Here is a 26,456-nt window from a genome sequence, read left to right on the forward strand (position 1 = left end):
AAAGAATTCGAAAGGTTCTATGCGGAGATCCCCCCCTCTGATTGAACGAATTTTATTGATAATCAGGGCCGGCGGGGGGAACTTCTTCCAAGTGCGCGAAGTTTCAAAAACTTTTTTTGAGGAGGTGAAGACGTGCCGAAGTTACCAAGTAAGGAGACTATCAAACGAGCGACAATCGTTGATATGAAGGCGCTCGGGACACATCGACCGGAGTACAATCGACTCATTTCAATTTATGCTGATTTGGTCCATCAATACAACGAAGCACTGCAGGATTTCGAAGTATCCGGTAGACAGTATGAGACCGAGACTGCTGCAGGAGGGTCAAAAAAATCGGCAATCGTCGCCACCCTCGAAAATCTACGAAAAGATATTCTCGCCTATTCCGACCGTCTGTGCTTGAACCCGAAATCACTCGAAAACGTGACATCTGAGAAGCAGAAGAGTTCAGGGTTGGCAGCGGTGCTTCGTGATCTGACATGAACACGCAACATGTAAACCTGCAAATGGTCCTCGATTATGCTGACGCGGTCATCAGTGGTGAGAAACTCGCCTCAAAAGAAATCGTGCAGGCGGCGAAACGATTCAAAGAGGACTTGGAACGACCGGAGTATGACTTCAAGCCGAAAGATGCTGAGTTTGTCATTCAAATCATCGAGAAGACGTTCGTCCATGACAAAGGCGAACGCTTAGACGGCACACCATTGCGCGGTGCGCCTTTTTTGTTGGAACCGTGGCAGAAGTTTATCATTTACAACTTGCTCGCGTTCTTTTTAACAGGGACGAAGATACGTCGCTACAAAGAAGCATTCATCTTTCTTCCACGTAAGAACGGAAAAACGCGCTTCGTTGCAGCGCTCTCATGGGCACTCTCTTTACTCGAACGACGGAGCGGCTCGACAATCTACATTGTGGCAGCGGCTCTTCGACAAGCAGTTCAGAGTTTTGATTACATCAACTTCAATCTTCGAGAGATGGGCGAAGCGGATAACTTCAAGGTGCTCGACAACAACGCGGAACACTCAATCTCAGGTGACTTAGGTGACGGTTTTTTGCACATCGAAGCACTCGCTGCCAATCCGGACAAACAAGACTCCTTAAACTGTAACATTGCAATTGCCGATGAGTTGCATGCCTATCGGACAGCGAAACAATACAACATCATCAAGGAAGCGATGAAGGCATACACGAATAAACTTATGATTGGTATCACGACTGCCGGTGACAATATGAACTCGTTTTGCTACAACCGATTAAAATACTGTCAAAAGATATTAGATAAGACGGTGACCGATGAAGCGTATTTTGTCTTTATCGCAAAGGCGGATGAGGACGAGAATGGAAACGTCGATTATACGAGCGCAGAGCAACACGAGAAAGCGAATCCGAACTACGGTATCACCATCCGACCAGATGACATCATGAACGATGCATTACAGGCACAGAATGACCCGCAACAACGAAAAGACTTTTTTGCCAAGTCGCTCAACATCTACACAAGCGCCTTACGTGCTTACTTCAACATAGAAGAGTTTCGGGCAAGTGATCGACAGTTCGATTGGACGCTTGAAGATTTGGCAAAACTCAATATTCAGTGGTACGGCGGGGCAGACTTGTCAAAACTGCATGACTTAACGGCTACTGCGTTGTACGGACGTACCACATATAAGGGCAGAGAAATCGATATCGTCATCACTCATGCATTTTTCCCGATTACGACCGCATACCAAAAAGCGGACGAGGACAATATCCCTCTATTCGGATGGCAAGATGATGGTGTGCTCACGATGAGTAACACACCAACCGTCAGTTACGATGACGTCATCAATTGGTTCAAGTCGATGCGGTCCAAAGGATTTAAAATCAAACTCATTGGATTCGACAAGAAGTTCGGGCGTGAGTTTTTCTTAGGGATGAAAAAAGCTGGATTTAAGATCGTGGACCAACCACAGTACTTTTATAAAAAGTCAGAAGGCTTCCGACGCATCGAGGTCAAAGCGAAGAACAAAGAACTGTACTACGTGGGCAATCAAGCATTTGAATATTGCGTCCAGAATGTACGAGCTATCGAAAAGACGGACGACATGATTCAGTACGAGAAAATCGATGGCGATGGTGGTAGCGCTCGAATCGATTTGTTCGATGCCGGTGTCTTTGGTGCTGTACAAATGCTAGAAGATTTAAGTCGTCAATCGACAGCAAGCCAGTGGCTCAATAGTTAAAGTTTGAAGGAGGTGAACGAATGGGATTTTGGAATTTTTGGAGACCGAAGAAAAGAGCATTACAAGTCGTAGCTTCTCCTGGTGAGTATTTTGAGAAGATGCTTGATGGAAGTTACACGAAACTGTCCGACAATCCGGATGTCCGAATTGCGGTCGATCGGGTCGCAGATCTCGTCAGCAACATGACGATTCAACTTATGCAAAATACAGATATGGGCGATGAACGAATCAAGAACGGACTATCTCGGAAAATCGATATTGAACCGCATCGACACATGACGCGTAAAGCGTGGGTGTATAAGATTGTGTCTGACTTATTGCTATATGGTGACGGCAACTCAATTTGTCATATCTCGGTTGATCGAAAGACAGGGCTCATCGAGAATTTGACCCCCTTCGACATGTCGCTTGTCAGTTTTTGCGATGCAAAAGACGGATACAGCGTGCTCTATCACGAAAAGAATTATGACCCGGATGAACTCATTCACTTTGTACGAAATCCGAGTCCGAACGTGCCGTATGTTGGTACAGGGTATCGACTTGTCTTGAAAGATATCGTCAAAAACTTACAACAGGCCACACAAACGAAGAGTACGTTTATGTCGGGCAAGTATATGCCGAACCTGATCATCAAAGCGGACGGACTCACCGAAGAATTTACGACTGAAGAAGGTCGAGACAAGATTTTAAGCAAGTACATCACCGACTCAAGCGCAGGTAAGCCTTGGGTCATACCGGCAGAACTCATTGACGTGCAACAAGTCAAACCCTTGTCGTTGAATGACATCGCCATTAACGAATCAGTAGAAATTGATAAGAAGACCGTTGCAGGACTCCTTGGAGTGCCTGCTTTTTTGTTGGGTGTCGGAACATTTAACAAAGATGAATACAATAACTTTATTAATACGACAGTTATGAGTATCGGTAGCATCATTGCACAGACACTGACGAAAGATCTTGTCTACAAAGAGCAGTGGTATTTCAAACTCAATCCACGAAGCCTGTACAGCTATAACTTGACCGAACTCGTCAACGCAGGAAGTAGCATGGCCAAAATCAATGCAATGCGACGGAACGAGCTACGCAACTGGGTCGGGCTTGACCCAGATCCCGAGATGGAAGAGTTGCTCGTGCTCGAAAACTTTATAAAGCAAGAAGATGTAGATAAGCAGAACAAGCTCTCGAATGACTCGAGTGACTTGAAAGGAGGTGATACGAATGCATAAACGAGCCTCTTATCTGACGACCGAGTTTCGGGCGGAACAGGAAGAAGACAAGCTCTATATAGAGGGATACTTTATCAAATTCAACTCAGAAACCGAATTGTTTCCTGAATTTTATGAGGAAGTAGCGCCAGAGGCAATCACGAAGAGTTTGAAAAGCAATGACGTGCGCAGTCTATTCAACCACGACACGAATTTAGTGCTCGGTCGGAGTGGCAACAAGACTCTTGAACTTCGAGCGGATGAAGTCGGTCTTTGGGGTCGCGTCGAAATCAACCAAAAGGACCAGCAGGCGATGGATGCGTATCACCGGATTCAACGCGGAGATGTGACGGGTTGCTCCTTTGGATTCTATCCAATCAAAGAAGAGCATGAATCAAGAGCTGCGGGAGGTGACAAATTCATTTTACGTGAAATTGATTTGTTCGAAGTGAGCCCTTGCGTGTTTCCGGCATATCCCCAAACAGAAATTTCAGCACGACAGCAAGATTTAGACGCGTTCAAACGCGAAAAACTACAGACGCGTAAGCGTCAACTAAAGGAGCGATTACAGCATGGCTAAAGCAATCATTATCGGCTCGAAACTTAAACTCAAGCGAAGTGCGCTTGAAGGTATCAAATCGGAATTAAGCAAGATCAAATTGCGTGAAGATGAAGTGTTGAAAGCGATTGATGACGTGGAGAACGAGGAAGACCTTGCTCCAGTCGAACAAGAAGTAGAAGCAATTCAGGCGGAGCTCGAATCGAAGAACAATGAAAAGACGCAACTTGAAGAAGAGATTGCCGCACTTGAAACGGAACTTGAAGCACTCAACGACAAAGCGCCACAGGGCGCGCAACAAAAAGGAGCGGGACGTAGAATGAACCTACAACAAACTGAAGCACGTGACGGCATCGTTGCATATGTACGATCGAAAGGGCAGGAACGTGCCGGATTCACGTCGGTCGAAGGCGGTGCGTTGATTCCAGAAGAATTACTCAAACCACAAGAAGTACCTGAGGAAGAGGTTGATCTTTCAAAGTACGTCAACATCGCGAAAGTGAACAGCGGATCTGGAAAGTACCCGGTCATCAAGAAATCAGGGAACAAGATGGTCTCGGTCGCCGAGCTCGCGGCCAACCCAGAGTTAGCAAAACCATCAATTGATGAAGTTGCGTATGATATCGACACATACCGCGGTTACATTCCGGTGTCACAAGAAGTTATTGATGATGCGGATTACGATGTACTTGATTTGATTACGAAGGAAATTCAGAACCAAGAATTGAACACGAAAAACGCAGCCATCGCTTCCGTTCTCAAAACGGCACCAGCAAAAGCGGTGACAGGGATTGATGGCTTGAAACGTGTGTTCAACGTCGATTTGAAAAAAGTGTATATGCCAAAAGCATTCCTCTCGGCTTCTCTTTTCAACGAACTCGACACAACGAAAGATGCGAATGGCCGATACCTCTTGTCAGATGATATTACAGTTGAATCAGGCAAGAAGTTGCTCGGTAAAGAGGTCATCGTGTTAGATGATGAGATGATTGGAGTGGCAACTGGTGATTTGGTCGGCTTCATCGGAGACGCAAAATCCTTCATGACGTTATTTGATCGCAAACGAGCGACAGTTAAATGGGTTGATAACGATGTGTATGGTCAATTGCTTGCCGGCTTCGTACGTTTTGATGCAGAGGCAACCGATTCAGCTGCAGGATTTTACGTGACGTACACGGCTGACGTCGGAGCATAAGAGGAGGAATGAGGTGTGGAGTACATCGTGATTCATCCATTCCGGGACTTAAAGGATAAAAGTAAGTCGTTTCCTGAGGGGCGTCTTTACGCTCCCGGGGACGAGTACCCGGCAACGAAAAAGAAAATCTCGGACGAACGTCTCGAAGCACTGAGTACGAAGAATAATCGTCAACGCAAGGCGCTCATCAAAAAGACAGGTGATACATGATGTTCACACAGGCACTCCCGATCTTTAAATCGAAACTCGGTATCACTTCGACCGTACGTGACGAGTATCTACTTGCAATCTTGCAAGGGATTGAAGAAGAGCTGACGAGTATTCAAGGCATCACACTAGACGAAACAAATACGGTACATCTCATGTTTGTCATCGATTACGCAGAGTACCGTTATAACAATCGTGATAACCCGACGCTCCCTCGTCATCTCCAGTGGCGTCTACACAATTTGATGCTCAAGGGAGGTGGTCCGAATGTTTGAGGAAGAGATTGAACTTGGTGATTTGGTCGAGGTGATCGAGTACGGAGAAGTGATGAAGTCGATGAAATGGACCCATCGCCTCGCGAAACGGCTTGATGATTCACGTTCAGAATTTTACCAGGCCTCGCGTGCTGGACTTCGACCTGAGATCACATTCGCGATTCATGACTTTGAATATTCGAACGAGGAATACGTACGACATGACGGAAACGAATACTCCATCGTTCGTGCAGCTAAGCGCGGAGGTTTACGAGAACTCGTCTGTACCGCGAAAGTAGGTGCAAGCAATGGCTAAAAAACAATTCACACTTGAATCGAATTTAGAGAAGGTCATTCAACGTGTCGAGGAAAAACCACAAAAGGTCATGAATGAAATCGGTCGTAACTTGACGCGTGAAATCAAAAGCACGACACTCAACAGTCAGTTTCATCAACGGCGTGGCATCTTGAAAAAGTCGCTCGGCTATTGGGCGCGGAAACAAGAGAAGGATATTCAAATCGGATTCAAGATGTCGATTCCCGGCATCGTCGGTCCGATGATGACCGGACAAGAGGCTGACCCGATCAAACCCGTCGTCATCAAAAACGCGAATGCCATTCAACAACTGATCGGCGCCGCATTAGACGAGATTCGGAAGGAGTGACGCGATGAACATGAACGCATTTGCGGACGCGCTCTACGACGTCTTACGAACGAAGTATACTCAGGTCTATCGCAACAAGGCGCCGCAGTCTCCGACGTATCCATTTATCATCTATCGCGTCGAGAACGTACTCGACATGTCTCCGAGCGATGATTTGTACGTGCATGTCGATGTGTACGACGACGCGAACGTAAGTGTGCGTGCGCTCGAGAATCTTGCCGACTTGATTGATGGCGACGGGGACGGCTTATCCCCATCCGGATTGAACCAATTGATTATACAAACGAACGAACTGAACGCGCATTTCAAGCGTGAGCAACGGCAGCACATCCCGAGCCTAGAAATCGGTGGGGTGCAGGCGGTCAACTTACGTTATGACGTGCGTGTTTATTTTAACTAGGGAGGTTTTTATACATGGCAACAGAAAAGATTTTGCTTGGCTATGGCGTCGTCGCCATAGCCGGCACGCCAATCGGTCTGACGCGTGGCGGTTCGCAATTTGATGTCGAACGTGAAATTCGAAGCATCGAGGCAGACGGAGATCGAGGACCAGTGAAAGGGCGTCAGGTAATCGACACAGAAGTCGCGAAGTTGACAGTCAATGCTTTGGAGCCATTTAGCGCATCGGACATGAGCAAGTACTATCCGGGTATCTCGGTCACGACTGACGTAGATGATATCATGACGAGTACGTTGACGATTGTTGAAGGGGACTATAACGAAGTGACATGGACTGGGAAGACGAAAGACGGGAAGCCGGTCGTCATCACGGTTGAAAATGCAATGAACTTGGATAATCTCGAGTGGAAACTCGAAGACAAGAATGAAGTGGTACCATCTATTGGGTTTACCGCACACTACGACGAAACGACACGCGACACGCCGCCTTGGAACGTCGCATTTGGACTGTAAGAGAGCTGAAATAACGGCTCTCTTTTTTAATATATAAAATTTGGAGGGATTGTACATGATTAAAAAAGACTTTGATTTGGATGACGTGTTTTTGATGAGCGAAATCATCGACAAGATGGACTTGCGATTGGACGTCGAGAACGCGCTCGACATGACCAACTTCGAAGGGAAGACAGAGGAGCAGGTCGGTCGTGAATTGATGATGAAAGTACTGCCGGATCTAGGGGCGAAAGTTGTTCGTCGTCTGCACAAGGCACGAAGAGAAGTGAAGCAGTTCGTCGCAAACATGACAGGCATGAAAGAATCCGAAGTCGGAAAACTACGTCCGAAAGAATTGAAGGATTTTTTCAAGGAACTCGTGGAACGCGAAGGATTTGCTGATTTTTTAGCGGATGCCGGCATCTCCATCGGGAAAGAATAGAGGATTTTCTACTCAAACGGTACGGAAACATCGAATATGTGCTGAAAATGCCCCTCTCACGTGCAATGAAACTCATCGCTCATGGATTAGAGGAAGAAAAACGCGCTCAGTACTACCAGTGGTGGCTCGCTCGCTACCCGATGTACACCAAAGACGACTATGAGTCGTTCGACGAGTTTTATGAAAAGGTACAACCGAAGCCAATCAGCCTCGACCAACGTCCGAAAGACGAAATCATGACCGAATTGCTCGTACAAGACTTCGGGGAGAGGGGGTAAACCATGGAATTGTTTCGCTTATTCGGTTCGGTCATGATTGACAATCAAGACGCCATCAACAAACTCAAAGAATCCGACAAGCGCGCGCGTGAATCCTCTCGCATGTTCTCAAAAATGGGCGATGCGGCGAAAAAGGTTGGTAAAGTCGTCGCGGTTGGTGTAGCAGCCGGCGCAACAGCGCTCGTCGGCATGGCGCAAAAATCTGCCGCGACTGCAGATGCCATTCACAAAGGTTCGCAGCGGATGGGCGTCAGTATGAAAGGTTACCAGGAACTAGAGTACTGGGCGAGTCAGAATGGGTTGGCGCAGGATCAGCTTGAAAAAGGGGTCGGGCGATTAAATCAAAGGATGGGTCTTGCGGCAGAAGGAAACGAAAAGTATGCAGAAGCGCTCCAAGCGGTTGGAATCGACATGGAGGGTGTCAAGAACGGAACACTCTCGACCGAAGACGCGTTCGCGCAGTCCATCAAAACACTATCAGAGATGGAGAACGAGCAGGAGAAAGCAGCCCTTGCGAGTGAGTTGTTCGGTACGAAGCTGGGTCGTGACCTGCTTCCGACGTTGCAAGACGGATCACTATCGCTCGAAGACGCGAAGAAGAAAGCACATGAGATGGGAATGGTCCTCAGCGACGACTCGGTCAATGCAGGGGTCAAATTTACCGACACGATGGACACGCTCAAGCGGACGCTCGGTGGATTCGTCACCAAAATCGGTGCGGCCGTCATCCCGAAACTGCAACAGTTTTTGGACTGGATTATCGCGAATATGCCATTGATTAAAGAAAAGACAAAAGCGGCGATTGATGGTGCGAAATTGGCCATCGACAAGATGAAGGAATCGATCCAGTACTTACAAGAACGTGCGAACGTGTTAATCCCTGTCCTCGCGGGTCTTGTCGGAGCAATCGCTGCATTTAAAATCATTACAGGTATCGCAAGTGCGATATCAAAAATGAAATTGCTTATGACTGCGTGGAAAACAACGACGTTTGCGACTACACTCGCACAGAGTGGACTGAATGCAGCACTCCTGGCGAACCCGATTGGTTTGGTCATCGCTGCCATTGCGGCACTTATCGCAATCGGGGTAGCGCTTTATATGAATATGGACGGATTCCGTGAAAAAACGAATCAGGTCTTTGGTTTTATTAAATCGTTCGTGTTGTCTGCAGTAGGCATTGTCGTCAGCTTCGTAAGGCAACAACTTGCAGTCTTATCTACCTTCTGGAAGCAAAACGGTGCACAAATCATGGGAATCGTTCGTGCGACTTGGAGTATCATTCAAACAATTGTACGTGTGGCGCTGAATATTATGGTCACAGTGTTTAAAGGGCAGTTTATGGTCATCGTCGGCGCAGTCAAAATCGCATGGAATATCATAAAAACGGTCATAAAGGTTGGGACGTCACTCGTGCTCGGAATCGTAAAAACATTCTTGGCCATCTTCCGTGGAGACTGGAGAGGCGCATGGAACACGATTGTTTCGACATTCAAAAATATCTGGGATACGATTCGCGCCTTCCTCTCGAGCACTCTAAGAAACATTGGCTCGATCATCAAAGGAATGATGTCTTCATACAAAGCGATTGTCTCATCGGTTCTGAATGGAATCTGGGCGATTTTCGTTAAAATTTGGTCATCCATTCGTTCGAGTGTCGTCAATATTCTACAAGGTTTGAGAGCAGCGAGCGTCTCGGTATTCAACTCGATGCGTTCTGCGATCTCGAGTGCCGTCAATGGTATCCGTTCGGTCGTCTCGCGCGTGTTCAGCGGATTGCGCTCTGCCATAACAAACCCGATTCAGTCGGCTAAGTCAACCGTGCTTGGAATCATCGGTGCCATCAAAGGTGCCTTTAGCAACATGCGCATCTCCATCCCGAAACCAAAACTCCCGAACGTCAACGTTTCGATGGGATCGAAAAAGGTCGGTGGGATTTCCATCCCCTATCCGAAATTTAGTGTCGCGTGGCACGCGAAAGGTGGTATTTTTGACCGTCCGACACTCTTCAACACGCCTGGTGGCTTGCATGGGGTAGGAGAAGCCGGACCCGAGGCAATTTTGCCTCTCAACAAGTCAACGTTAGGTGGTATCGGGGACGGCATCGCGCGGAACATGAGCATGCAGAGTATGATTAATAAACTCGATACCATCGCAGACTTATTGCGTGACCAAGATTATCAAATCGTCATGCAAAACGGTGCGCTCGTCGGGGCGCTCCGAAAAGAAATTGATCGTCAACTTGGTCATGAATCAGGCTTGAAAGGACGTGGACGCGCATGAATCAAGTGACTTTTGATGAAGTTTCATCCTATTCGGAATGGGGCATGATTTGCACTTCATTTAATATCGAGGAACCAGAACCTAAGGAGAGTTATGTTGATATTCCTTTCGGCGACGGGGCACTCGATTTGACGGAGGCACTTACGGGTGAAGTGTCATATAAGAATCGTTCATTCGAAGCGACGTTTGCGTTCGGTGGTCCTCAAAGCGAATGGGAACCACTGAAACGGAAAATTCGCGCTCATCTGCATGGTAAACGACGAACTATTGAAGTGATCGAACTCCCAGAGCACTATCTGATTGGACGCTGTCGCACGTCGTTTGAGCGAGATGGAATGATTTTGCGATTGAGTGTTTCGGCGGTCTGTGAGCCATACCTTTACAAAAAAATAAAGACGGTCTATCACATCGTGATTGATGAGACAGGGACACAGACGATCACGCTTCCTAATTCGCGACAACGTGTCGTACCGGTGTTCACGACGAGCGATGCGCTCAATATCGAATTCCAAGACACGTCACTCTCCCTCGGTGTGGGCGAGCACCAGTTGACGAACCTCATACTCAGCGAAGGGGATAACGTTGTCACACTCGTTGCGGCGGAAGGAACGACGATTAAAATTGAGTACAGAGAGGGGGCGCTATGATGTATACGGTCTATTGCGATGGAAAATTACTCTATGATCCACGAGTCGAAGCGTTGACCCTCCATGAACCGCAAATATCACTCGAAGTCAACAAGGCGGGAGCGTTCGACTTTATGATTTATCCGAGTCATCCCCTTTACGGGCAAATCTATCGAATGAAATCAATTATCGAGGTGTATCAACGTACGCATCTCGTTTTTCGCGGTCGTGTGCTAAACGATGAGAGCGCACTTTTTAACCAAAAGAAAGTTATCTGTGAGGGAGACCTTGCTTATTTTAACGACTCAATCCAACGTCCATATGAGCATGCGGGTAGCATCGAAGATTATCTGACGGTGCTGTTGACGGAGCATAATGCACAGGTAGAATCAAACAAGCAGTTCGTACTTGGTACCGTCACCGTGACGGACGACAATAATTACATCGTTCGCTCAGACGCATCCTATCCAACCACTTGGGAAGTGTTGAACAGCAAACTTCTCAATTTATTGGGAGGTTACTTGGTTATCCGTCGAGAGAACGATATCAACTATCTTGACTATCTCGAAGATTCACCTTATACCACACTGCAAACGATTGAACTCGGAAGTAACCTGCTCGATGTCATACGAGATCAAAAAGGGGAGGATATCGCGACCGCCATCATTCCGATCGGATCGAAAATTTCAGAGGAGGAAGGGGACGAGAGACGACTTGATGTCAAAAGTGTCAATGCGGGGGTTGACTATATCTATGATCAAGACGCGGTAGAGGCGTACGGATGGATATTCAAAGTGGTCGAGTTCAACGACGTCACAGTGCCCGATAATTTATTGACGAAAGGACGAGAGGCGCTTGCTGAAGCTATTCAGACGAACATGAATCTAGAATTAAATGCACTTGATCGCAATATGCAGGATGTTTCCATCGATGATTTACGTATCTTCGAATATGTGACAGTGATCAGTCTCCCGCATGAAATCAACGATTCCTACCTGATCAAAAAGATGACGCTAAACCTTGAGAAACCCGAAAACAACACAATTACCATCGGAACCTCGTATCAGACTTTCATCGGCCAAAAACTTTCTTCGGATGCAGCTATACAGACTATCAAGTCCGACTATGTGACCAATGAGAAACTTAACGAAGTGCGTTCCTCGGTCGAATCAATCTCATCAAGTATCGAGCAGACAGCAGAAGAAATTCAAACAAACGTGGCATCAACCTATACGGCAAAGACGGATTTTGAAACATACAAAACGGAAGTTTCGACATCTCTCACTCAAACAAGCGAAGATTTCACGTTTCAGTTCAACGAGTTGGAGCAGGTCGTGAGTAATTTAGAAGGTGAGACGCAATCTGAATTTCAAGAGATTCAGCGTTATATTCGCTTCGTCAACGGCAATATCGAGTTAGGTGAGTCAGGAAACCCGTTGCAGCTTGTCATCGAAAACGACGCAATCACGTTTAAACAAAATGGTGTCTCAGTCGCATGGTTCGAGGACAATAACCTGTATGTTAAAGATGGACGATTTCTGAATTCGATTCGCATTGGAGATTTTCAATTCACTCCACGTTCAAACGGCAATTTAAGTTTCGGGAAGGTGATGTAAATGGCAAGTTCAGGCACATTTTATGCAACGGTTGAAACCGGATTCCGACTTCAGATGGAATGGGAACTTGATCATCAGTCGGTAACGAGCAATCGAAGCACCATCACGGCACGCCTGTACTGGATGTCACTCTCAAGTGGATATGTCGTATACTCGTCAGCAAGCAAAACAGCCGGTATTCAATATAATAACGGTTCATGGGACCGAAAAACTGCAAGCAACATGGCCTCATTGAGCGGTAATCAAAAGAAGTTGATTCATTCAAAAACTTTTTATGTCTATCACGATTCAGATGGGACGGCCAACTTTGATTTGGACGGGTACTTTGATGCGAATGTTTCATTGAATGGAACTTACTATGGGACAATTGCCCTTACTAAAAAAAGTTATACACTCCCGACGATTCCGCGAACGTCGAAACCGACATTGAATGATTACTATGTTTGGTTACGTGATGAATCAGTCACAATCTATACCAACCGAGCATCAAGTAGTTTTACGCATACACTGACATACAAAATCGGTGATTCGACAGGAACGATTGCAACAAATGTCACGACTTCACATGTGTGGACACCTTCAATTATTCTCGCCAACGAGATTACGGACGGAACGAACGCCACGTGTACGATCTACTGCAAAACGTATAATGGTAACTCTTTGATTGGTACCGAGACGAAAACACTCAAACTGTATGTACCTGAAGATATCCTTCCAGCACTTACGATTACGAAAACAGGGGTCGATTTGTTTAACGGTTATTATGTGCAGGACCGCTCGAAGGTGAGCATCACACTGAGCGCTGCGAGTTTGTATGGTGCGACTATTACGAACCGCTCCACGAAAATTAACGGTGCGACTTATACAACAAATAGCTTTACGACAGATGTTTTAACATCGTCCGGGACAAATACAATCGAGACGACCGTGACGGATACGCGCGGACGTAAAAAAACGGTAACATCGACCTTTACAGTCGAAAGCTATCATAATCCGCAAGTGGTCAGTTTGACCGCGGTACGATGTGATCCGACCGGGGACGAGAACCCCCAAGGTGCTTACATGCAGCTTGTCGGAACAGTAAATTATGCCTCAATCCAATCAACGAACGTGCTTTTAACTACCCTAGAATATCGAGCTGTCGGAATGACTGATTGGACAAGCGCTACAGTCGATAGCAACTCATCCAATCCAACATTACGCGTTATCGTTCCGGCAGACGTCAACTTGGCATACGAGGTTCGACTTGTTGCAAAAGATGCATACTCTTCGTCCGAAAAGGTTGTCAATCTCAATACAGCTTTTGTCTTGATGGACTACAATGCGAGCGGAAAAGGAATTTCATTTGGAGAGGTTTCGACGACAGATAAATTGACGGTCAACATGCCGAGCGTTTTCAAACAACCAATCAAAACCACTTATGTCGATGCAATTGATTCTTCCCTTCACTTAGCTGTTGGTTTTACGACTAAATTTCGAGTTGGGCATACCGACAATCAATCACTCCAGGATTTGAAGGTAATAGGAAACTTCGAGGTGACTGGAGATGTCAATGTTGGTGGAAACTATAACGGGGATTGGCATAATGTTGAAGGACGATTTGTTCACAATTCTGGTTATATGTACGTTAAACCATACAACTCATCCTCTTCACATTCAGGAACTTATCAGCGCGGAGAATTATATTTCTCTGGTGCTTCTGACACCAATCGCTTCGTTTTTATATCGAGAACCATGGGAGGGTCTTCAGCCTCCACGACTATACAGGCCGGAAATTTTGCGACCAGTTCTTCAATTAAGTTCAAGGAGAATATTCAGGACTATGCAGAAGATGCACTTGCTAAGATTGTGGGAACTCGAGTTAGAACATACAACTTAAAAAGCGCCCCATTGGGTGAGAGGAAACTTGGTGTAGTAATCGAAGAAGGGGCACCGTCAGAAATCGTAGATGCCACAGGCGAAGCGATTGACGGATACGCCATGACGACAATGGCATGGAAAGCGATTCAACAACTCGCATCCGAGAATTTGGCTTTGAGAATGAGCGTTGAGGAATTAACGAATCGAATACAGGTACTAGAAAACATATGAATCTGAGCTCAAAGGGTTGATCAATAAATTTCATAAAGGAGAAATAGCATGTGTTTCTATAGAAAGGAGAGACTGGATGCGACCCCACACTATTATAGAAGGAATAATTGCCGCGACTGCCACGGCTGCAACTTCAGCATTTGGCGGATGGGACGTGTCGATTAAACTTCTCATCACACTTATTTTAATCGATTATGTGACTGGGTTTTTAGCGGCGCTTAAACACAAGAAACTGAATAGCGATGTTATGTATTGGGGCGGCATCCGAAAGGGTATCGTCTTTTGCGTAATCATCGTCGCTGTTTTTGCTGATCAATTGTTGAACAATTCTCAACCGATTCTACGGACTTTAGTGATTTACTATTATATTGCCCGTGAGATGTTAAGTTTTGCTGAGAATTGTGCACTTCTTGATGTCCGATTACCCAAGAAACTTGTAGACGTCCTTGCTCAACTTCAAGAAGAGAAGCAAGCTCCTACAGTTGATCGAATAGCAGAAGAAGTGGTTTCAGATGATGAAAAAGTTCAACCGGTAAGTCGTGAAGTATCAATCGAATCAGATACGTCGCAAAAAGAGACTGCAGCAGCCGCGAAAGATGAAAAACGAGAATGAAATAGACAAGCGTCATCTATTTGAAATAGGTGGCGTTATTTATTTGCGATTATCAAAGGAGGAAGAATGATGACTGAAGCATCGAATTATTTAATTGCTATTGATGATGGTCATGGGCTGGCGCCACTAACACCAGGGAAACGAACACCTTTCATTCAATCCATCGGTCGATTTATTCCGGAGAATGAATTTAACAAAGCGGTAGCAGCTTACTTGATAAAAGAGTTGAAGCGAAATGGATTCAACACGGTTGAAACGGCACCAACAGATTTCGACACGCCGTTATCAACTCGAGTAAACACGGCAAACAAAGCCCGTGCGGATCTATTCATTTCGATTCATTACAATGCATTTGATGGAACGTTCGAGGGTCGCAATCCGGAAGGGTTTAGTGCCCATATCGATCCAAGTGGCGGCAAATCGGAGAAGTTCGCCAAGATTGCGTTAGGGCATCTCACCAAAGGTACGGTACAGAAGAACCGGGGTGTCGTGAAGCAACAACTTTATGTCACGGCATATACGAAGATGCCTGCAGTCTTATTCGAGCTTGGTTTCATGGACCACAGCCGTGAGGCGCTATTGATGATTGATAAATCGTTCCAGCAAGAGTGTGCGAGAGAATTGGCGATGGCTGTATGTGAGTACTACGGCGTGACGTACAAAACCGAAAAAGAAACACCTTATGTCATCCAACCATCCGGCAAACAAACGAAAGTGGGCGAAGCGATTATGTTGCGGGATGTTCAAACGTATGCCCGTCCTGAGTTCGGCACTCAAGTCCCTATCGTCATTAAAAAGGGAGCTAAAAGAAATATTTACGAGATTGAAAACGGTTGGTATCGCTTGTATGGAGGTGAGTACATTCCAAGCAGTTACGGAAAGAATTTCACTTTTATTGCTACTAAAAAAGAACAGGCTATAAAAAATGAAGGTTCTATTCGACGTGTGCTCGTCAACGGAAAGCAGGTTGGTGCATTCAAAGAAGAAGACAGCATCCTTCGAGCTATTTCCGACGCATTAAAAGATAGTCCGCAAAAAATTGAAGTGGAGGAGAAATGAAATGACGTATCCATCAGAATTATTGTTACTCGTCACATTGATTACACCTGTAATTGTGGGGTTGAGTGAAGTTGCAAAACAGACCGTCAGCATCCCAAAGAATTTGATTCCGCTTGTCGCGTTAGTGATTGGTGTATTAGTAGGAATTGCCGCAACACCTTTTACAACAGTTGATATGTATGTCCGGATTTGGTCGGGAGCTATTGCAGGGTTAGCATCAACCGGACTTTATGAGGTAGGGAAACAAAGAGATGGAAAGACAAAGGTATAGAGACAAGCGCCCCCTGCCCTCATCGGGTAGGGGGCTTTTTGCGTCCTGGTTTAGTATGCATTTTAGGACCGAGTCTTCGACCCTCATAAATCCATTGCCACCATGTTTCTTCATTACTAGTTACCTCAACTAAGTAACCCATCCTCCTTGGATTTACCTCGAGCACACGAAAAGTTACTAGCGGATCCAAAGAAGCTCTTATGAGATTAGTATGTATGAACTGATAGGTGTCTTCGTAAAGCATGAAACGTCGATTCATTACTTTCATAATTATCACCTCAATAAGAGCATATGAGGTTGGGGAGGAATTGTCACATGTATGAATTATGAATATACTCTGTGAGAAAAACGAATCCCGAAAGTTATATCAACTATCAATACTAAAGATAATTGATTCATAACCGATGTGATTTGTAGGAGGGATGTTATGACTGAAAATAACAAATTTCAAGAGTTTTATTTTAAAACAGAGGATAGACTTTTACCACTACAAGTAATAGTGGATTATACGAAGTATCGAGATAAATCGTTTACCTATTATAGAGGTGAGATGTATTGTGGAGAATGTCGAGAGGCTAAATTGAATTTCACTCAAAGAAATTCGGGAAACTCTTCGTATCTTAATGCTTATGATAATAATTCACATGATCCTAACTGTACATTGAAATATGATGACGCTACAAAAAAAGAATTTATAGGTGTCTATAAAGAAATGAAAGATTCTAAAAAAATAGAATCATTTCTTCATTCAATATTAGTTCAAGAAATAAAGAAACATATTGACTCTAAAAATAACGAAAAATCTACTCTTTCACCTTCAACGCTTGCAACCAACCCTTACATTATAAAAACGAAAACCAATTCTGGAACGCGAACAAAAAGGTTACCAAGAAAGTTGTTAACTAATGAATTTAATCAACAAAGGGATAGCGACTCAATTTATGTTTTCTATGGAAAAGTGAGGCTCGAAGTAAAAACCAAAATATCGAAAAAAGACTTCACTTATCATATATTATTCATAAAAGTTAAGAAAGATGAGAAATGGATTAACAGAGCTACTGTATATAGACATAACAAACTTGATATAGTTGATCCAGAAAAAGAGTACCATTTAGTTGTTTTAGGTAGTTTGGACTCGAAGTATAAAGGACAGATTAATCTACTAAAAAAAGATCAATCGGTCCTTGAATATATTGAAGCAAACTGAAGACTCTATTTTGTTTTTATATCTAGTTTATATGTTTGTATTTGAATACGAAGAACCAACTAATTGCTCGGAAGACGCTCTTTGTCGGAGGGCTCAACTCGTCAATCGTCCACCCGCGCGATGTGTTTCGTGAGGCGCTCAAGTTGTCGGCGGCATGCTTTATCGCCGTGCACAATCATCCGAGCGGGGACGCGACCCCGAGTCGGGAAGACATCGAGGTGTCCGAACGCTTGGTCGAAGCAGGCAATATCGTCGGCATCGCCTGTCTCGACCACGTCATCATCGGGGAAGACCATTACGTCAGCATGAAGCAGCGGGGATATATGAATGGGTAAGGAGTAGAGAGCAGGCATCGTGATGTCTGCTTTTTTGTGTTTACGAGAGCACTGGCACCTCATTAAATTTTGGATATAGTTGGAAAATGATAAATGGAAGTGTAAAATTTGAAGAGAGTAGAAATAATGATGCATGAGTTTGTACATAGGAGGTTACCGAATGTCGCGAATCACGATATGGAATGTGATCGGTTGGCTGTTTCTCCTTTTCTTAGCAGTCAGTAAAGCATTTTTTGATGAGCAATTGTCCTTGATCACGACTGGGCTGGGCGGATTGATTTGTTTGATGTTGAGTTTATGGATGATTTATTCCGGAGAAGAAAAGTCGTCACAACATCCGAATGAAAGGTCTGAATGAACAGCGCTATCTAGACTGTCCTTTGGCTAAAGAGTAGATAAAGAATCAAATTGAGAAGAGCGGTGTACGCATATGAATGTATTATCGGAAAATGAATTAAAAGAAGTCCTCCAGGTGATGAAAGATGGAGATTTGACGTATTACGAAAAAAACAAAGAAGCCATTCTCACAAGTATGGTTCAGCATATCGGGTCAACGGACGGCGAACTCCGTGATCGCCTTATATACACGATGTTCTATCGCCTTATCATTGAACAAAAAGACCTCGATTTCGACAAGATGAGTGAACTCCTTGAGACGTCCTTGCATGCTCTCTTGTTTCATAGAATTGAGGAAACACAGTCAGATGCTGTCTTCACGAGAGCTTTCACAACTTTATTGATGGCTTTGATTCTGCATCGAGATGTAGAAACGAACTTTTTGACAGAAGACCAATTCCGGCAGGCAGCAGATGGTTTGATTCGATATCTTCAGCTCGAGAGAGATGCAAGAGGTTATGTGAATGGTAAGGGGTGGGCCCATTCGATTGCCCACGCGGCAGACGCGTTGGACGAGCTGATTGCAAATCCCAAACTAAATCCGAAGTCATTTCCGGAACTTTTCAATATCATCATCGTACAAGTCATGCGTACCGACATATTGGCGCATGATGAAGATGAACGTCTCATCAATCCGCTCCTGCGTTTACTCGAACGAGGGATGGATTCCGAAGTCATTCTTCGCCATGTAGAGCAACTTCCACATCTCTTAGAGGAACGTAAGCAACATCTTGATGAGGAAAAATATTGGTACGTCGTCCATAATGTGAAAACATTCTTGAAGAGTCTATATGTCCGTTTAAACGAAGAGCAGCGGCATGACCTGATCCAACAATCTATTCTCGTCATACTGAAAAAGTTGTGATGTTATAAATACAACATACTTTCCTAATTGGGATATGAAATTTGATTTAAAATCAAACGAGGTGATTTTATGGAAAAAATAATTTGGATTCTGATGGTCATAGTATCGCTATTTGTGAGTTACATACATTTAGAACCTACCATCTTCTCGATTGTTGTGTTCATGCTATTTGTATTTGTGAGCACAGCGCTATTCCTTCGGTTTCAAGAGGACCATTGGCTCAATCGCGTTTCACCGCTCGTTGGTGTTGGCATAGGGGTTCTCTCGCTCATCGCTTATATTGGTCTGCTTGTGCTCTCTTTCAATGAACTCGACCAACTTGGCATTTGGACGGTGCTCGTCCGCTTACTCCTGATGTATGTCGGCATCTATCTTTTCGTCGTGACGACTTCAAGCTTTTTATCTGGAGCGACGCGCGTGAAACCGTCCCGCTTCTTTCGCCCGGTGTTGATTTTCTCGGTATTTTTCTACGGAGCGTTGTTACTGCTTCCACTTCAACCAGGATTGTAACCGTTCTCTTCCTAGGCAGACGCTCACTTGCGTCTGCTTTTTTGATTTGCCTTTTTGCCGAAAAGAAGGCAAACTAATAGACGGTGAGACAGGACTGAGATGCGGTTATTGTAAATAACCTGTAATCGAATGAACGTTTTCAAACATGATTTTTCCGTTATAATAAAAAATAGTGTAACGAAGAGAGGAGCAACACCTATGTTTCGTAGTTTTAACCGAGAAATCGGAATCGACCTTGGAACAGCTAATACGCTCGTTTATGTAAAAGGTCAAGGAATTGTTGTACGTGAGCCGTCCGTCGTGGCGTTCCGCACAGATACAGGTAGAATTGAGGCCGTTGGTAACCAGGCCAAAGATATGATTGGACGTACTCCAGGTAACGTCTCTGCACGTCGTCCGATGAAAGATGGCGTCATTGCTGACTTTGAAACGACAGCAACGATGATCAAATACTTCATGGAGCAAGCTCAAAAATCAAAAGGCGGTTTGTTCTCATCGAAGACGAACGTCATGATTTGTGTCCCAAGCGGTATCACGTCTGTTGAAAAACGTGCCGTGGAAGATGCTGCGAAACAAGCGGGCGCTCGTGAAGCATACACAATTGAAGAACCGTTCGCGGCAGCAATCGGTGCAGGTCTCCCGGTTTGGGAACCGACTGGCTCGATGGTCGTCGATATCGGTGGCGGTACGACCGAAGTCGCAGTGATCTCACTCGGCGGCATCGTGACAAGCCAATCGATTCGTGTCGGTGGTGACGAAATGGATGATGCCATTATTCGTTACATCAAGAACAAGTACAACCTCATGATCGGGGAACGTACGGCCGAGACGCTCAAAATGGAAGTCGGTTCGGCGCGCATCGACGCATCGAACGAAGCAGAGAAGATGGAAATCCGTGGTCGCGACCTCGTAACAGGACTCCCAAAACAAATCGAAGTCACGTCTGCAGAAGTGTGTGAAGCTCTTTCGGATACAGTTGAAGCGATTTTGGCAGGGGTCAAGCAAACGCTTGAGCAAACGCCACCTGAACTTGCGGCTGACGTCATGGACCGCGGAATCGTCTTGACAGGCGGCGGCGCGCTCCTCAAAAACTTGGACGATGTGATCTCAGACGAGACGCACATCCCGACACTCGTTGCGGATGAGCCACTCGACTGCGTAGCGGTCGGTACAGGGAAATCTCTTGAAATGATGGACGTCCTCCGTTCGAAATCAGGCATCTCGTCACGTCGATGAGAGGTGAGACACGATGAGCCGATTCGTACGTAATAAAAAGCTCATCATCACGCTAATTGTACTGATCTTGTTTTTCGTCATTTTAGGGGTTTCGATTCGAGGACGATCGGAATCAGCCTGGTACCAAGATGTCACGCGTGATGTGGTCGGCACGTTCCAGCGAGTGTTCGCGGTACCGATCGGATGGATGGACTCAACGGTCTCATCCATCTCAGACGTCCGCGATATCTACGAAGAGAACCGCCAGCTGAAAGAACATTTGGCGAAGTACGCCGAGGTATCGGTTGAAGCGGATGATTTACGTCGTGAGAATGAGGAGCTTCGAAAGATGGTCGAAGCGAAAGATAAGTCGTTACGCGACTTTGACCTCATTCCCGCGGAAGTCATCGGTCGGACACCGAACGATTGGCAACGCTACGTCACCATCAACGTCGGTTCAGAACGCGGCGTTGAGAAGGGCATGGCCGTGACCGCGGCGAGCGGGATGGTCGGTCGTGTCATTCAGACAAGTGCCTATACGTCGCAAGTCCAACTGCTCAGTGACAACAACCGGACGAACAACGTCTCGGCTGTCGTCAAAGATGCGGACGGCAAACCGACGTACGGGACAGTTGACGGATTCGACACGGAGACGAACGAATTGTTCTTCACGAAAGTATCGAATAGCGTCAAGTTGAAAGAAGGAGAAATTGTATCGACGTCCGGACTCGGTGGACGATATCCGGCCGGGCTCGTCATCGGTACGATCGAGTCGATCGAGACGGATGAATACGGCGTCTCACAAGTCGCCCGGATTAAACCGGAGGCCGACTTCAATGAGTTCTCACAAATGTACGTGATTGATCGGACACTAGACGAACCGTTTTTAACGGGTCCCGAGGAAGGAGGAGCAGCGGGTGAGTAACATGAAAGTGTTCATCGCCCTGTTCCTCCTTTTTCTTATTGAAGGAACGTGGGCATCGATTTTTTCTTGGCACTATGCCACACCATATCTTTTGTTGACACTGATCGGACTGATGTTTGTCAGTCTGTACGGTCGATGGGAGACGGCACTCGGATTCGGTCTTGTATTCGGATTACTGTATGATATCGTCTACACCGACCTGATTGGAATTTACGTATTTACTTTTTCACTCATTCCTCTCTTAGCCAGCTTCGTGTTAAAATATATAGGTGAGAACTTCTTCTCTGTCACCATCACGTTCACGTTTATGATTCTCGTTTTCACCTTTTCCATTTACGGGATTATGGCGGCGATTGGTGGGACATTGATGACGATTCAAACACTATTAGTTGAACAGATTCCAGGGACGATGCTCGTCAATGCCATCGCCATCGTGATTCTTTATTATCCGATGACGCGCTATGTGACGACACGCCCTGTTGCGAAAAGAGGGTAGCCATGATGGAGCGTAAACGACACATTACGATTAAAGGACATCGCAACGGCATTGCCATTCACTTCAATCCGAAGAGTGGCATCGACGAGGTGCTTACGGACTTAGAAGCGACATTACAAGAAATGGAGCCGCCGTCCGGAAAGATTGCCCTGAAGTTGCACGCGGGTACTCGTTATATTGACGAGGAGCTGTCACGTCAAATTCGTGAGGTCGTCGCTCGTCATGGCGTTTTTTATATTGAAGACTTGTCGAGCGATGTCATGTTGACGGAAGAGGCGAAAGCAACTTACGGCAGAAAGACGTTCCATTATCATAGTGGAACAATCCGTAGCGGTCAGGTCTTGACGTTTGACGGTTCGGTGCTCGTGATCGGGGACATCAATCCCGGTGCGGAAGTTCGAACGACAGGAAGTATTTATTGTTTAGGGACGATACGAGGAAATGTGCGCGCGGGTGTCGAAGGATGGGAAGAAGCGGTCATTACCGCGAGCCTGCTCCATCCAAAGTTTTTGGCAATCGGTGACCATGTTCTCACAGCCGGTGACGAGGAAGAACTTCCTGAGATTGAGATGGGTTGTGCGTATCAGACAAATGACGGGATTGAGATGACACGTCTCCGTCACGTCATGACGGGTCTGAAAGACGCATATGCAATGGAATTACAGAGAGGGTGAGTGGAATGGAACAAGTAGTAGAGCCTGTACATACAGAAAAAGTAGTGAAAAACGGCAGAGCCATCGTCGTGACATCAGGAAAAGGGGGCGTCGGCAAGACAACGACGACCGCTAACATCGGGACGGGGCTCGCTTTGTCTGGACACTCGGTCTGTCTCGTCGATACAGATATCGGATTGCGTAACCTCGATATCATTCTCGGTCTCGACAACCGGAGCATTTATAACCTCGTCGATGTCATCACGGGACAATGTAAGTTGAATCAAGCGCTCGTTCGCGACAAACGGTTCGAGGAGATGTACTTACTTCCGGCCGCACAGTCAAAAGACAAGACGTCGGTCAATCCTGAACAAGTGAAAGAAATCGTCGACCAGTTGAAGACGGAATATGATTTCGTTTTGATCGACTGTCCTGCTGGAATCGAGCAAGGATTTATGAACGCCATCGCTGGTGCGGATGAGGCGATCGTCGTCACGACACCTGAAAAGGCAGCTGTTCAAGATGCAGACCGAATCATCGGGATGCTCGAGCAAGCGGAACATATCGAGGCGCCGAAACTGATTGTCAACCGAGTCAAGAACCATCTCGTCGAATCGGGCGACATGCTCGACATCGATGACATCATGCGCATCTTGTCGATCGACTTACTCGGCGTCGTGATCGATGATGAGGAAGTCATCGCGGCTGCGAACCGCGGGGTTCCGGTCACGATGAACCCGGATAACTATGCCGGACAGGCGTATCGAAACATCACGCGTCGTATTCTCGGTGAATCCGTTCCACTGATGTCGATTCAGACAGATACGACACCGGTCGGCTTCTGGGCACGACTCATGATGAAATTTGGAATGAAAAAAGCGTAAAGGCAACGAAAGTTGCCTTTTTCTGTCGGAAGGAGTGATGCACATGAAGTTAATCTATGAACGAACCCCGTCCATCGAACGGGCGATGCTCGTGGATGGAGAACGATTGCTTGAAGTCGAAGAACGGTTCGTCGACCAACTGTCGGTCGGGACCATTGTGGAAGCCGCAATCGAACGGATCCATCCGTCGCTCGGAGCGGCGTTTTTAACAGACGGGGAGACGACGTTCTTTCTCCCGATCGCGGAGACGCTCCGTGCGCTCGCCTCGTATCCGGAAGTACCGGCCATCGGGCAAGCGGCAGTCGTCGGGGAGAAGCGACTCGTCCAAGTGACGAAAGAAGGCATCAACGGCAAGCATCATAAAGTGACAGAGAACATCCGCTTCGGTGGACGATATCTTGTGTATTTCCCGTTTGGCCGTCGGCAACTGTTCAGCCGGAAGCTCGACCTCGTCACGCAGGACCGCCTCTCCAAAGCGCTCGACCTTACGGAAGAGGAAGGAGTCCTGTTTCGCACGGAAGCCGGACAAGTGTCACCAGAGGCGTTACAGGAAGAACTTCATCTTTTGCGTGACCGTTCCAAGACGGTGATCGAACAACGCTACGGACAAGATGAGTTATTGTGTGAACATTTCGTGCGACGTCATGCGGTCGAGTCCGTCCTCCTGAACGACAAGGAAGGGCAAGCGAGACTAGAGCGATTGGAAGTCCCGGTACAACGTCATATCGGGAAAGGGCGGATGCCCGAGGCAAAACGTCTCGACAGCACGATTGAGAAGCTCGAGAGCCGTGCCGTCTGGTTGGATGGTGGGGCGTTCGTCTTGATTGAACAAGTCGAGACGATGACCGTCATCGACGTGAATAGCGGAAAGAATGTCGCCGTCAAAGATAAGGGGCGTGCGGCCGATACCATCAATGAAGCCGCTCTCTATTCAATCATGGAGCAGTTGCGTCTGCGAAATATCGGCGGCATGATCGTCATCGATTTCTTACGAGGTTCAAAGGAAGGACAGACGCGTCTCCTCAAAAAGATGAAAGAACTCGGGGCACGTGACCCACGACGGGTCGAAGTGTATGGCTTTACGCGCATGGGTTTATTCGAGTTATCACGTGAACGGACCGGTCGCTCAATTCAAGACCGTATGATTTATGATGGGAAGCCTTCGAAACTTGCGATTTTCTCGCAGCTCGAACGAGCGCTCCTGGATTTGATCGGACAGTATGAGGCGGTCGTCCTCTCCCTTCCTAAGAAGTGGCACGGAGCTTCGTGGCATGAATTTGACATCGACGTATATCTCGTCGAAGGAGAGCCGGAGTTCGCCTTTTACGGAACGTCTGAGGAATGTCAGAATTTCTTATCTCGGCGTTGACAATGAATATTTGAGAATGGTATTATCTATAACGTTAGTTCGTTTGGAAGCACCCAAATGGCTACAACCGCACAGAACGGGTTTTAAAGGTATTTGCCCTGCCCAGGATGGCGAGTCTGAGTTTAACAAGGAGGTGCACGTATATGTACGCAATCATCAAAACTGGTGGTAAGCAAATCAAAGTTGAAGCAGGTCAAGAGATCTACATCGAAAAACTCGATGCTGATGTCGAAGGTACTGTAGAATTCGGTGAGGTTCTTTTCGTTGGTGGTGACGATGTTAAAGTCGGCGCTCCACTCGTAGAAGGCGCTAAAGTTGTCGGTACAGTGGTAAAACACGGCCGCGCTAAGAAGATCACTGTCTTCAAAATGAAAGCTAAGAAAAACTACCGTCGTAAGCAAGGTCACCGTCAGCCTTACACGAAAGTTCGCATCGAGAAAATCGAAGCGTAAGCTATGATTCGGGTCAAGGTAAGACGAGACGAGGCGAAGTCGATTCGCTCCGTCGAAGTGACTGGTCATGCCAATTTTGCAGAACCTGGTTCTGACTTGGTGTGCGCCGGTGTTTCAGCCATCATCTTTGGTGCCTATAACGCCGTCGAAACGCTTGCGGGTCAATCGCTTCTTGTAGAAATGGCAGATCAAACAGAGGGTGGTTACTTTTATGTCGAGACGTATCCTGACTTATCACCGCAGGATATGGAACGCACCCAACTGTTATTAGAAGGGATGCTCGTGCAGTTAGACACGATCGCCCAAAGCTACGGTGAATATATCCAAATTGAACAATAGGAGGTGGACCTCATGTTACAATTGAACCTTCAGTTCTTCGCTTCGAAAAAGGGAGTTGGTTCGACTAAAAACGGTCGTGACTCAATTTCGAAACGTCTCGGTGCAAAACGCGCTGACGGACAAACAGTTTCAGCTGGATCAATCCTTTACCGCCAACGCGGTACAAAGATTCACCCAGGTGAAAACGTTGGCCGTGGTGGCGACGACACTTTGTTTGCGAAAGTTGACGGCGTAGTACGCTATGAGCGTCTTGGTCGCGACAAGAAACAAGTGAGCGTTTACCCAGTCGCGTAAGTTGAACGACGCAGAAGACTCTAGCCACTTATTTGGTTA

General features: G+C 46.3%; 33 protein-coding genes, 1 pseudogene and 1 other annotated feature. All 34 genes and pseudogenes read left to right on the forward strand.

Annotated elements, in window-relative coordinates; genetic code table 11:
- The first annotated feature begins 132 nt into the window (after positions 1–132).
- The 34 genes and pseudogenes from KNO90_RS08100 (at position 133) to rpmA (ending at position 26,417) form a co-directional block, all read left to right on the forward strand.
- Positions 133–483 carry a P27 family phage terminase small subunit gene (locus KNO90_RS08100; protein ID WP_353048487.1) on the forward strand — a complete coding sequence of 117 codons (351 nt, stop codon included), beginning with the start codon at positions 133–135 and terminating at the stop codon, positions 481–483.
- On the forward strand, positions 480–2,222 hold the full coding sequence (locus KNO90_RS08105; protein WP_215113413.1) for a terminase large subunit: 1,743 nt from the start codon (positions 480–482) through the stop codon (positions 2,220–2,222). The genes KNO90_RS08100 and KNO90_RS08105 overlap by 4 nt, the downstream gene beginning before the upstream one ends.
- A gap of 20 nt (positions 2,223–2,242) precedes the next feature.
- Positions 2,243–3,448, forward strand: a complete 1,206-nt coding sequence (locus KNO90_RS08110) for a phage portal protein (RefSeq protein WP_215113414.1) — start codon at positions 2,243–2,245, stop codon at positions 3,446–3,448.
- Complete coding sequence (locus KNO90_RS08115) at positions 3,441–4,007, forward strand: HK97 family phage prohead protease (protein ID WP_215113415.1); 567 nt, start codon at positions 3,441–3,443, stop codon at positions 4,005–4,007. The genes KNO90_RS08110 and KNO90_RS08115 overlap by 8 nt, the downstream gene beginning before the upstream one ends.
- A complete protein-coding gene (locus KNO90_RS08120) occupies positions 4,000–5,181 on the forward strand; it encodes a phage major capsid protein (RefSeq protein ID WP_215113416.1) in 1,182 nt (393 codons plus the stop codon). Before KNO90_RS08115 ends, KNO90_RS08120 begins: the two co-directional genes overlap by 8 nt.
- Positions 5,182–5,196: 15 nt before the next feature.
- Entirely contained in the window at positions 5,197–5,391 is a 195-nt protein-coding gene (locus KNO90_RS08125; RefSeq protein WP_215113417.1) for a hypothetical protein, read from the forward strand.
- Positions 5,391–5,663 (forward strand): hypothetical protein, encoded by a 273-nt coding sequence (locus KNO90_RS08130; RefSeq protein WP_251127407.1) that lies wholly within the window; start codon positions 5,391–5,393, stop codon positions 5,661–5,663. The genes KNO90_RS08125 and KNO90_RS08130 overlap by 1 nt, the downstream gene beginning before the upstream one ends.
- The gene (locus KNO90_RS08135) at positions 5,656–5,958 is read left to right on the forward strand and encodes a phage head closure protein (RefSeq protein WP_215113419.1); all 303 of its coding nucleotides are present in this window, start codon (positions 5,656–5,658) and stop codon (positions 5,956–5,958) included. The genes KNO90_RS08130 and KNO90_RS08135 overlap by 8 nt, the downstream gene beginning before the upstream one ends.
- Positions 5,951–6,307: a hypothetical protein gene (locus KNO90_RS08140; RefSeq protein WP_215113420.1), complete on the forward strand. Its 357-nt coding sequence runs from the start codon at positions 5,951–5,953 to the stop codon at positions 6,305–6,307. Before KNO90_RS08135 ends, KNO90_RS08140 begins: the two co-directional genes overlap by 8 nt.
- Before the next feature lie 4 nt (positions 6,308–6,311).
- Positions 6,312–6,707, forward strand: a complete 396-nt coding sequence (locus KNO90_RS08145) for a hypothetical protein (RefSeq protein ID WP_215113421.1) — start codon at positions 6,312–6,314, stop codon at positions 6,705–6,707.
- Between the two features lie 14 nt (positions 6,708–6,721).
- Positions 6,722–7,219 carry a hypothetical protein gene (locus KNO90_RS08150; RefSeq protein ID WP_215113422.1) on the forward strand — a complete coding sequence of 166 codons (498 nt, stop codon included), beginning with the start codon at positions 6,722–6,724 and terminating at the stop codon, positions 7,217–7,219.
- Positions 7,220–7,274: 55 nt separating this feature from the next.
- Positions 7,275–7,640, forward strand: a complete 366-nt coding sequence (locus KNO90_RS08155; RefSeq protein WP_215113423.1) for a hypothetical protein — start codon at positions 7,275–7,277, stop codon at positions 7,638–7,640.
- Between the two features lie 38 nt (positions 7,641–7,678).
- Entirely contained in the window at positions 7,679–7,918 is a 240-nt protein-coding gene (locus KNO90_RS08160) for a hypothetical protein (RefSeq protein ID WP_215113424.1), read from the forward strand.
- Positions 7,919–7,921: 3 nt separating this feature from the next.
- Positions 7,922–10,201: a phage tail protein gene (locus tag KNO90_RS08165; RefSeq protein ID WP_215113425.1), complete on the forward strand. Its 2,280-nt coding sequence runs from the start codon at positions 7,922–7,924 to the stop codon at positions 10,199–10,201.
- Positions 10,198–10,848, forward strand: a complete 651-nt coding sequence (locus KNO90_RS08170) for a hypothetical protein (protein WP_215113426.1) — start codon at positions 10,198–10,200, stop codon at positions 10,846–10,848. The genes KNO90_RS08165 and KNO90_RS08170 overlap by 4 nt, the downstream gene beginning before the upstream one ends.
- Entirely contained in the window at positions 10,848–12,443 is a 1,596-nt protein-coding gene (locus KNO90_RS08175) for a phage tail spike protein (protein WP_215113427.1), read from the forward strand. The genes KNO90_RS08170 and KNO90_RS08175 overlap by 1 nt, the downstream gene beginning before the upstream one ends.
- Positions 12,444–14,534, forward strand: coding sequence for a DUF859 family phage minor structural protein (locus KNO90_RS08180; RefSeq protein WP_215113428.1), 2,091 nt, complete (start codon positions 12,444–12,446; stop codon positions 14,532–14,534).
- A gap of 76 nt (positions 14,535–14,610) precedes the next feature.
- On the forward strand, positions 14,611–15,147 hold the full coding sequence (locus KNO90_RS08185) for a phage holin family protein (RefSeq protein WP_215113429.1): 537 nt from the start codon (positions 14,611–14,613) through the stop codon (positions 15,145–15,147).
- A gap of 69 nt (positions 15,148–15,216) precedes the next feature.
- Positions 15,217–16,206: an N-acetylmuramoyl-L-alanine amidase family protein gene (locus tag KNO90_RS08190; RefSeq protein WP_215113430.1), complete on the forward strand. Its 990-nt coding sequence runs from the start codon at positions 15,217–15,219 to the stop codon at positions 16,204–16,206.
- Position 16,207: 1 nt separating this feature from the next.
- Positions 16,208–16,477, forward strand: a complete 270-nt coding sequence (locus tag KNO90_RS08195) for a holin (RefSeq protein ID WP_215113431.1) — start codon at positions 16,208–16,210, stop codon at positions 16,475–16,477.
- Positions 16,478–16,904: 427 nt separating this feature from the next.
- Positions 16,905–17,684 (forward strand): hypothetical protein, encoded by a 780-nt coding sequence (locus tag KNO90_RS08200; RefSeq protein ID WP_215113432.1) that lies wholly within the window; start codon positions 16,905–16,907, stop codon positions 17,682–17,684.
- A gap of 26 nt (positions 17,685–17,710) precedes the next feature.
- Positions 17,711–18,019 (forward strand): annotated as a pseudogene (gene radC, locus KNO90_RS08205) (RadC family protein); the annotation flags it as partial.
- A 160-nt stretch (positions 18,020–18,179) separates the two neighbouring features.
- A complete protein-coding gene (locus KNO90_RS08210; RefSeq protein WP_214739694.1) occupies positions 18,180–18,377 on the forward strand; it encodes a hypothetical protein in 198 nt (65 codons plus the stop codon).
- A 72-nt stretch (positions 18,378–18,449) separates the two neighbouring features.
- Entirely contained in the window at positions 18,450–19,280 is an 831-nt protein-coding gene (locus KNO90_RS08215; protein ID WP_215113433.1) for a DUF2785 domain-containing protein, read from the forward strand.
- Positions 19,281–19,349: 69 nt separating this feature from the next.
- Positions 19,350–19,790, forward strand: a complete 441-nt coding sequence (locus KNO90_RS08220; RefSeq protein ID WP_214739698.1) for a hypothetical protein — start codon at positions 19,350–19,352, stop codon at positions 19,788–19,790.
- Between the two features lie 198 nt (positions 19,791–19,988).
- Positions 19,989–21,026: a rod shape-determining protein gene (locus tag KNO90_RS08225; protein WP_214739700.1), complete on the forward strand. Its 1,038-nt coding sequence runs from the start codon at positions 19,989–19,991 to the stop codon at positions 21,024–21,026.
- Between the two features lie 13 nt (positions 21,027–21,039).
- The gene (mreC, locus tag KNO90_RS08230) at positions 21,040–21,930 is read left to right on the forward strand and encodes a rod shape-determining protein MreC (protein WP_214739702.1); all 891 of its coding nucleotides are present in this window, start codon (positions 21,040–21,042) and stop codon (positions 21,928–21,930) included.
- A 1-nt stretch (position 21,931) separates the two neighbouring features.
- Positions 21,932–22,426 carry a rod shape-determining protein MreD gene (gene mreD / locus KNO90_RS08235; protein WP_214742352.1) on the forward strand — a complete coding sequence of 165 codons (495 nt, stop codon included), beginning with the start codon at positions 21,932–21,934 and terminating at the stop codon, positions 22,424–22,426.
- A gap of 5 nt (positions 22,427–22,431) precedes the next feature.
- On the forward strand, positions 22,432–23,100 hold the full coding sequence (locus KNO90_RS08240; RefSeq protein WP_251127408.1) for a septum site-determining protein MinC: 669 nt from the start codon (positions 22,432–22,434) through the stop codon (positions 23,098–23,100).
- A gap of 5 nt (positions 23,101–23,105) precedes the next feature.
- On the forward strand, positions 23,106–23,963 hold the full coding sequence (gene minD, locus KNO90_RS08245; RefSeq protein ID WP_214739706.1) for a septum site-determining protein MinD: 858 nt from the start codon (positions 23,106–23,108) through the stop codon (positions 23,961–23,963).
- Positions 23,964–24,006: 43 nt separating this feature from the next.
- On the forward strand, positions 24,007–25,332 hold the full coding sequence (locus tag KNO90_RS08250; RefSeq protein ID WP_215113434.1) for a ribonuclease E/G: 1,326 nt from the start codon (positions 24,007–24,009) through the stop codon (positions 25,330–25,332).
- Between the two features lie 55 nt (positions 25,333–25,387).
- Positions 25,388–25,460: a sequence feature (ribosomal protein L21 leader region), on the forward strand.
- A gap of 15 nt (positions 25,461–25,475) precedes the next feature.
- Entirely contained in the window at positions 25,476–25,784 is a 309-nt protein-coding gene (rplU, locus tag KNO90_RS08255; protein WP_015881153.1) for a 50S ribosomal protein L21, read from the forward strand.
- A 3-nt stretch (positions 25,785–25,787) separates the two neighbouring features.
- Positions 25,788–26,123, forward strand: a complete 336-nt coding sequence (locus KNO90_RS08260) for a ribosomal-processing cysteine protease Prp (protein WP_015881154.1) — start codon at positions 25,788–25,790, stop codon at positions 26,121–26,123.
- 12 nt (positions 26,124–26,135) lie between these two features.
- Positions 26,136–26,417, forward strand: coding sequence for a 50S ribosomal protein L27 (gene rpmA / locus KNO90_RS08265; RefSeq protein WP_015881155.1), 282 nt, complete (start codon positions 26,136–26,138; stop codon positions 26,415–26,417).
- Positions 26,418–26,456 lie beyond the last annotated feature (39 nt).

Origin of the sequence: Exiguobacterium sp. s63 (genome assembly GCF_018617335.1) — a bacterium.
Lineage (GTDB): Bacteria > Bacillota > Bacilli > Exiguobacteriales > Exiguobacteriaceae > Exiguobacterium.

What these genes read in the sequence shown, in the direction of transcription:
- KNO90_RS08105 (WP_215113413.1), top strand. Translation starts at nt 480, where the DNA reads ATGAACACGCAACATGTAAACCTGCAAATGGTCCTCGATTATGCTGAC.
- KNO90_RS08110 (WP_215113414.1), top strand. Translation starts at nt 2,243, where the DNA reads ATGGGATTTTGGAATTTTTGGAGACCGAAGAAAAGAGCATTACAAGTC.
- KNO90_RS08115 (WP_215113415.1), top strand. Translation starts at nt 3,441, where the DNA reads ATGCATAAACGAGCCTCTTATCTGACGACCGAGTTTCGGGCGGAACAG.
- KNO90_RS08120 (WP_215113416.1), top strand. Translation starts at nt 4,000, where the DNA reads ATGGCTAAAGCAATCATTATCGGCTCGAAACTTAAACTCAAGCGAAGT.
- KNO90_RS08130 (WP_251127407.1), top strand. Translation starts at nt 5,391, where the DNA reads ATGTTCACACAGGCACTCCCGATCTTTAAATCGAAACTCGGTATCACT.
- KNO90_RS08135 (WP_215113419.1), top strand. Translation starts at nt 5,656, where the DNA reads ATGTTTGAGGAAGAGATTGAACTTGGTGATTTGGTCGAGGTGATCGAG.
- KNO90_RS08140 (WP_215113420.1), top strand. Translation starts at nt 5,951, where the DNA reads ATGGCTAAAAAACAATTCACACTTGAATCGAATTTAGAGAAGGTCATT.
- KNO90_RS08145 (WP_215113421.1), top strand. Translation starts at nt 6,312, where the DNA reads ATGAACATGAACGCATTTGCGGACGCGCTCTACGACGTCTTACGAACG.
- KNO90_RS08150 (WP_215113422.1), top strand. Translation starts at nt 6,722, where the DNA reads ATGGCAACAGAAAAGATTTTGCTTGGCTATGGCGTCGTCGCCATAGCC.
- KNO90_RS08155 (WP_215113423.1), top strand. Translation starts at nt 7,275, where the DNA reads ATGATTAAAAAAGACTTTGATTTGGATGACGTGTTTTTGATGAGCGAA.
- KNO90_RS08165 (WP_215113425.1), top strand. Translation starts at nt 7,922, where the DNA reads ATGGAATTGTTTCGCTTATTCGGTTCGGTCATGATTGACAATCAAGAC.
- KNO90_RS08170 (WP_215113426.1), top strand. Translation starts at nt 10,198, where the DNA reads ATGAATCAAGTGACTTTTGATGAAGTTTCATCCTATTCGGAATGGGGC.
- KNO90_RS08175 (WP_215113427.1), top strand. Translation starts at nt 10,848, where the DNA reads ATGTATACGGTCTATTGCGATGGAAAATTACTCTATGATCCACGAGTC.
- KNO90_RS08180 (WP_215113428.1), top strand. Translation starts at nt 12,444, where the DNA reads ATGGCAAGTTCAGGCACATTTTATGCAACGGTTGAAACCGGATTCCGA.
- KNO90_RS08185 (WP_215113429.1), top strand. Translation starts at nt 14,611, where the DNA reads ATGCGACCCCACACTATTATAGAAGGAATAATTGCCGCGACTGCCACG.
- KNO90_RS08190 (WP_215113430.1), top strand. Translation starts at nt 15,217, where the DNA reads ATGACTGAAGCATCGAATTATTTAATTGCTATTGATGATGGTCATGGG.
- KNO90_RS08195 (WP_215113431.1), top strand. Translation starts at nt 16,208, where the DNA reads ATGACGTATCCATCAGAATTATTGTTACTCGTCACATTGATTACACCT.
- KNO90_RS08200 (WP_215113432.1), top strand. Translation starts at nt 16,905, where the DNA reads ATGACTGAAAATAACAAATTTCAAGAGTTTTATTTTAAAACAGAGGAT.
- KNO90_RS08210 (WP_214739694.1), top strand. Translation starts at nt 18,180, where the DNA reads ATGTCGCGAATCACGATATGGAATGTGATCGGTTGGCTGTTTCTCCTT.
- KNO90_RS08215 (WP_215113433.1), top strand. Translation starts at nt 18,450, where the DNA reads ATGAATGTATTATCGGAAAATGAATTAAAAGAAGTCCTCCAGGTGATG.
- KNO90_RS08220 (WP_214739698.1), top strand. Translation starts at nt 19,350, where the DNA reads ATGGAAAAAATAATTTGGATTCTGATGGTCATAGTATCGCTATTTGTG.
- KNO90_RS08225 (WP_214739700.1), top strand. Translation starts at nt 19,989, where the DNA reads ATGTTTCGTAGTTTTAACCGAGAAATCGGAATCGACCTTGGAACAGCT.
- mreC (WP_214739702.1), top strand. Translation starts at nt 21,040, where the DNA reads ATGAGCCGATTCGTACGTAATAAAAAGCTCATCATCACGCTAATTGTA.
- mreD (WP_214742352.1), top strand. Translation starts at nt 21,932, where the DNA reads ATGAAAGTGTTCATCGCCCTGTTCCTCCTTTTTCTTATTGAAGGAACG.
- KNO90_RS08240 (WP_251127408.1), top strand. Translation starts at nt 22,432, where the DNA reads ATGGAGCGTAAACGACACATTACGATTAAAGGACATCGCAACGGCATT.
- minD (WP_214739706.1), top strand. Translation starts at nt 23,106, where the DNA reads ATGGAACAAGTAGTAGAGCCTGTACATACAGAAAAAGTAGTGAAAAAC.
- KNO90_RS08250 (WP_215113434.1), top strand. Translation starts at nt 24,007, where the DNA reads ATGAAGTTAATCTATGAACGAACCCCGTCCATCGAACGGGCGATGCTC.
- rplU (WP_015881153.1), top strand. Translation starts at nt 25,476, where the DNA reads ATGTACGCAATCATCAAAACTGGTGGTAAGCAAATCAAAGTTGAAGCA.
- KNO90_RS08260 (WP_015881154.1), top strand. Translation starts at nt 25,788, where the DNA reads ATGATTCGGGTCAAGGTAAGACGAGACGAGGCGAAGTCGATTCGCTCC.
- rpmA (WP_015881155.1), top strand. Translation starts at nt 26,136, where the DNA reads ATGTTACAATTGAACCTTCAGTTCTTCGCTTCGAAAAAGGGAGTTGGT.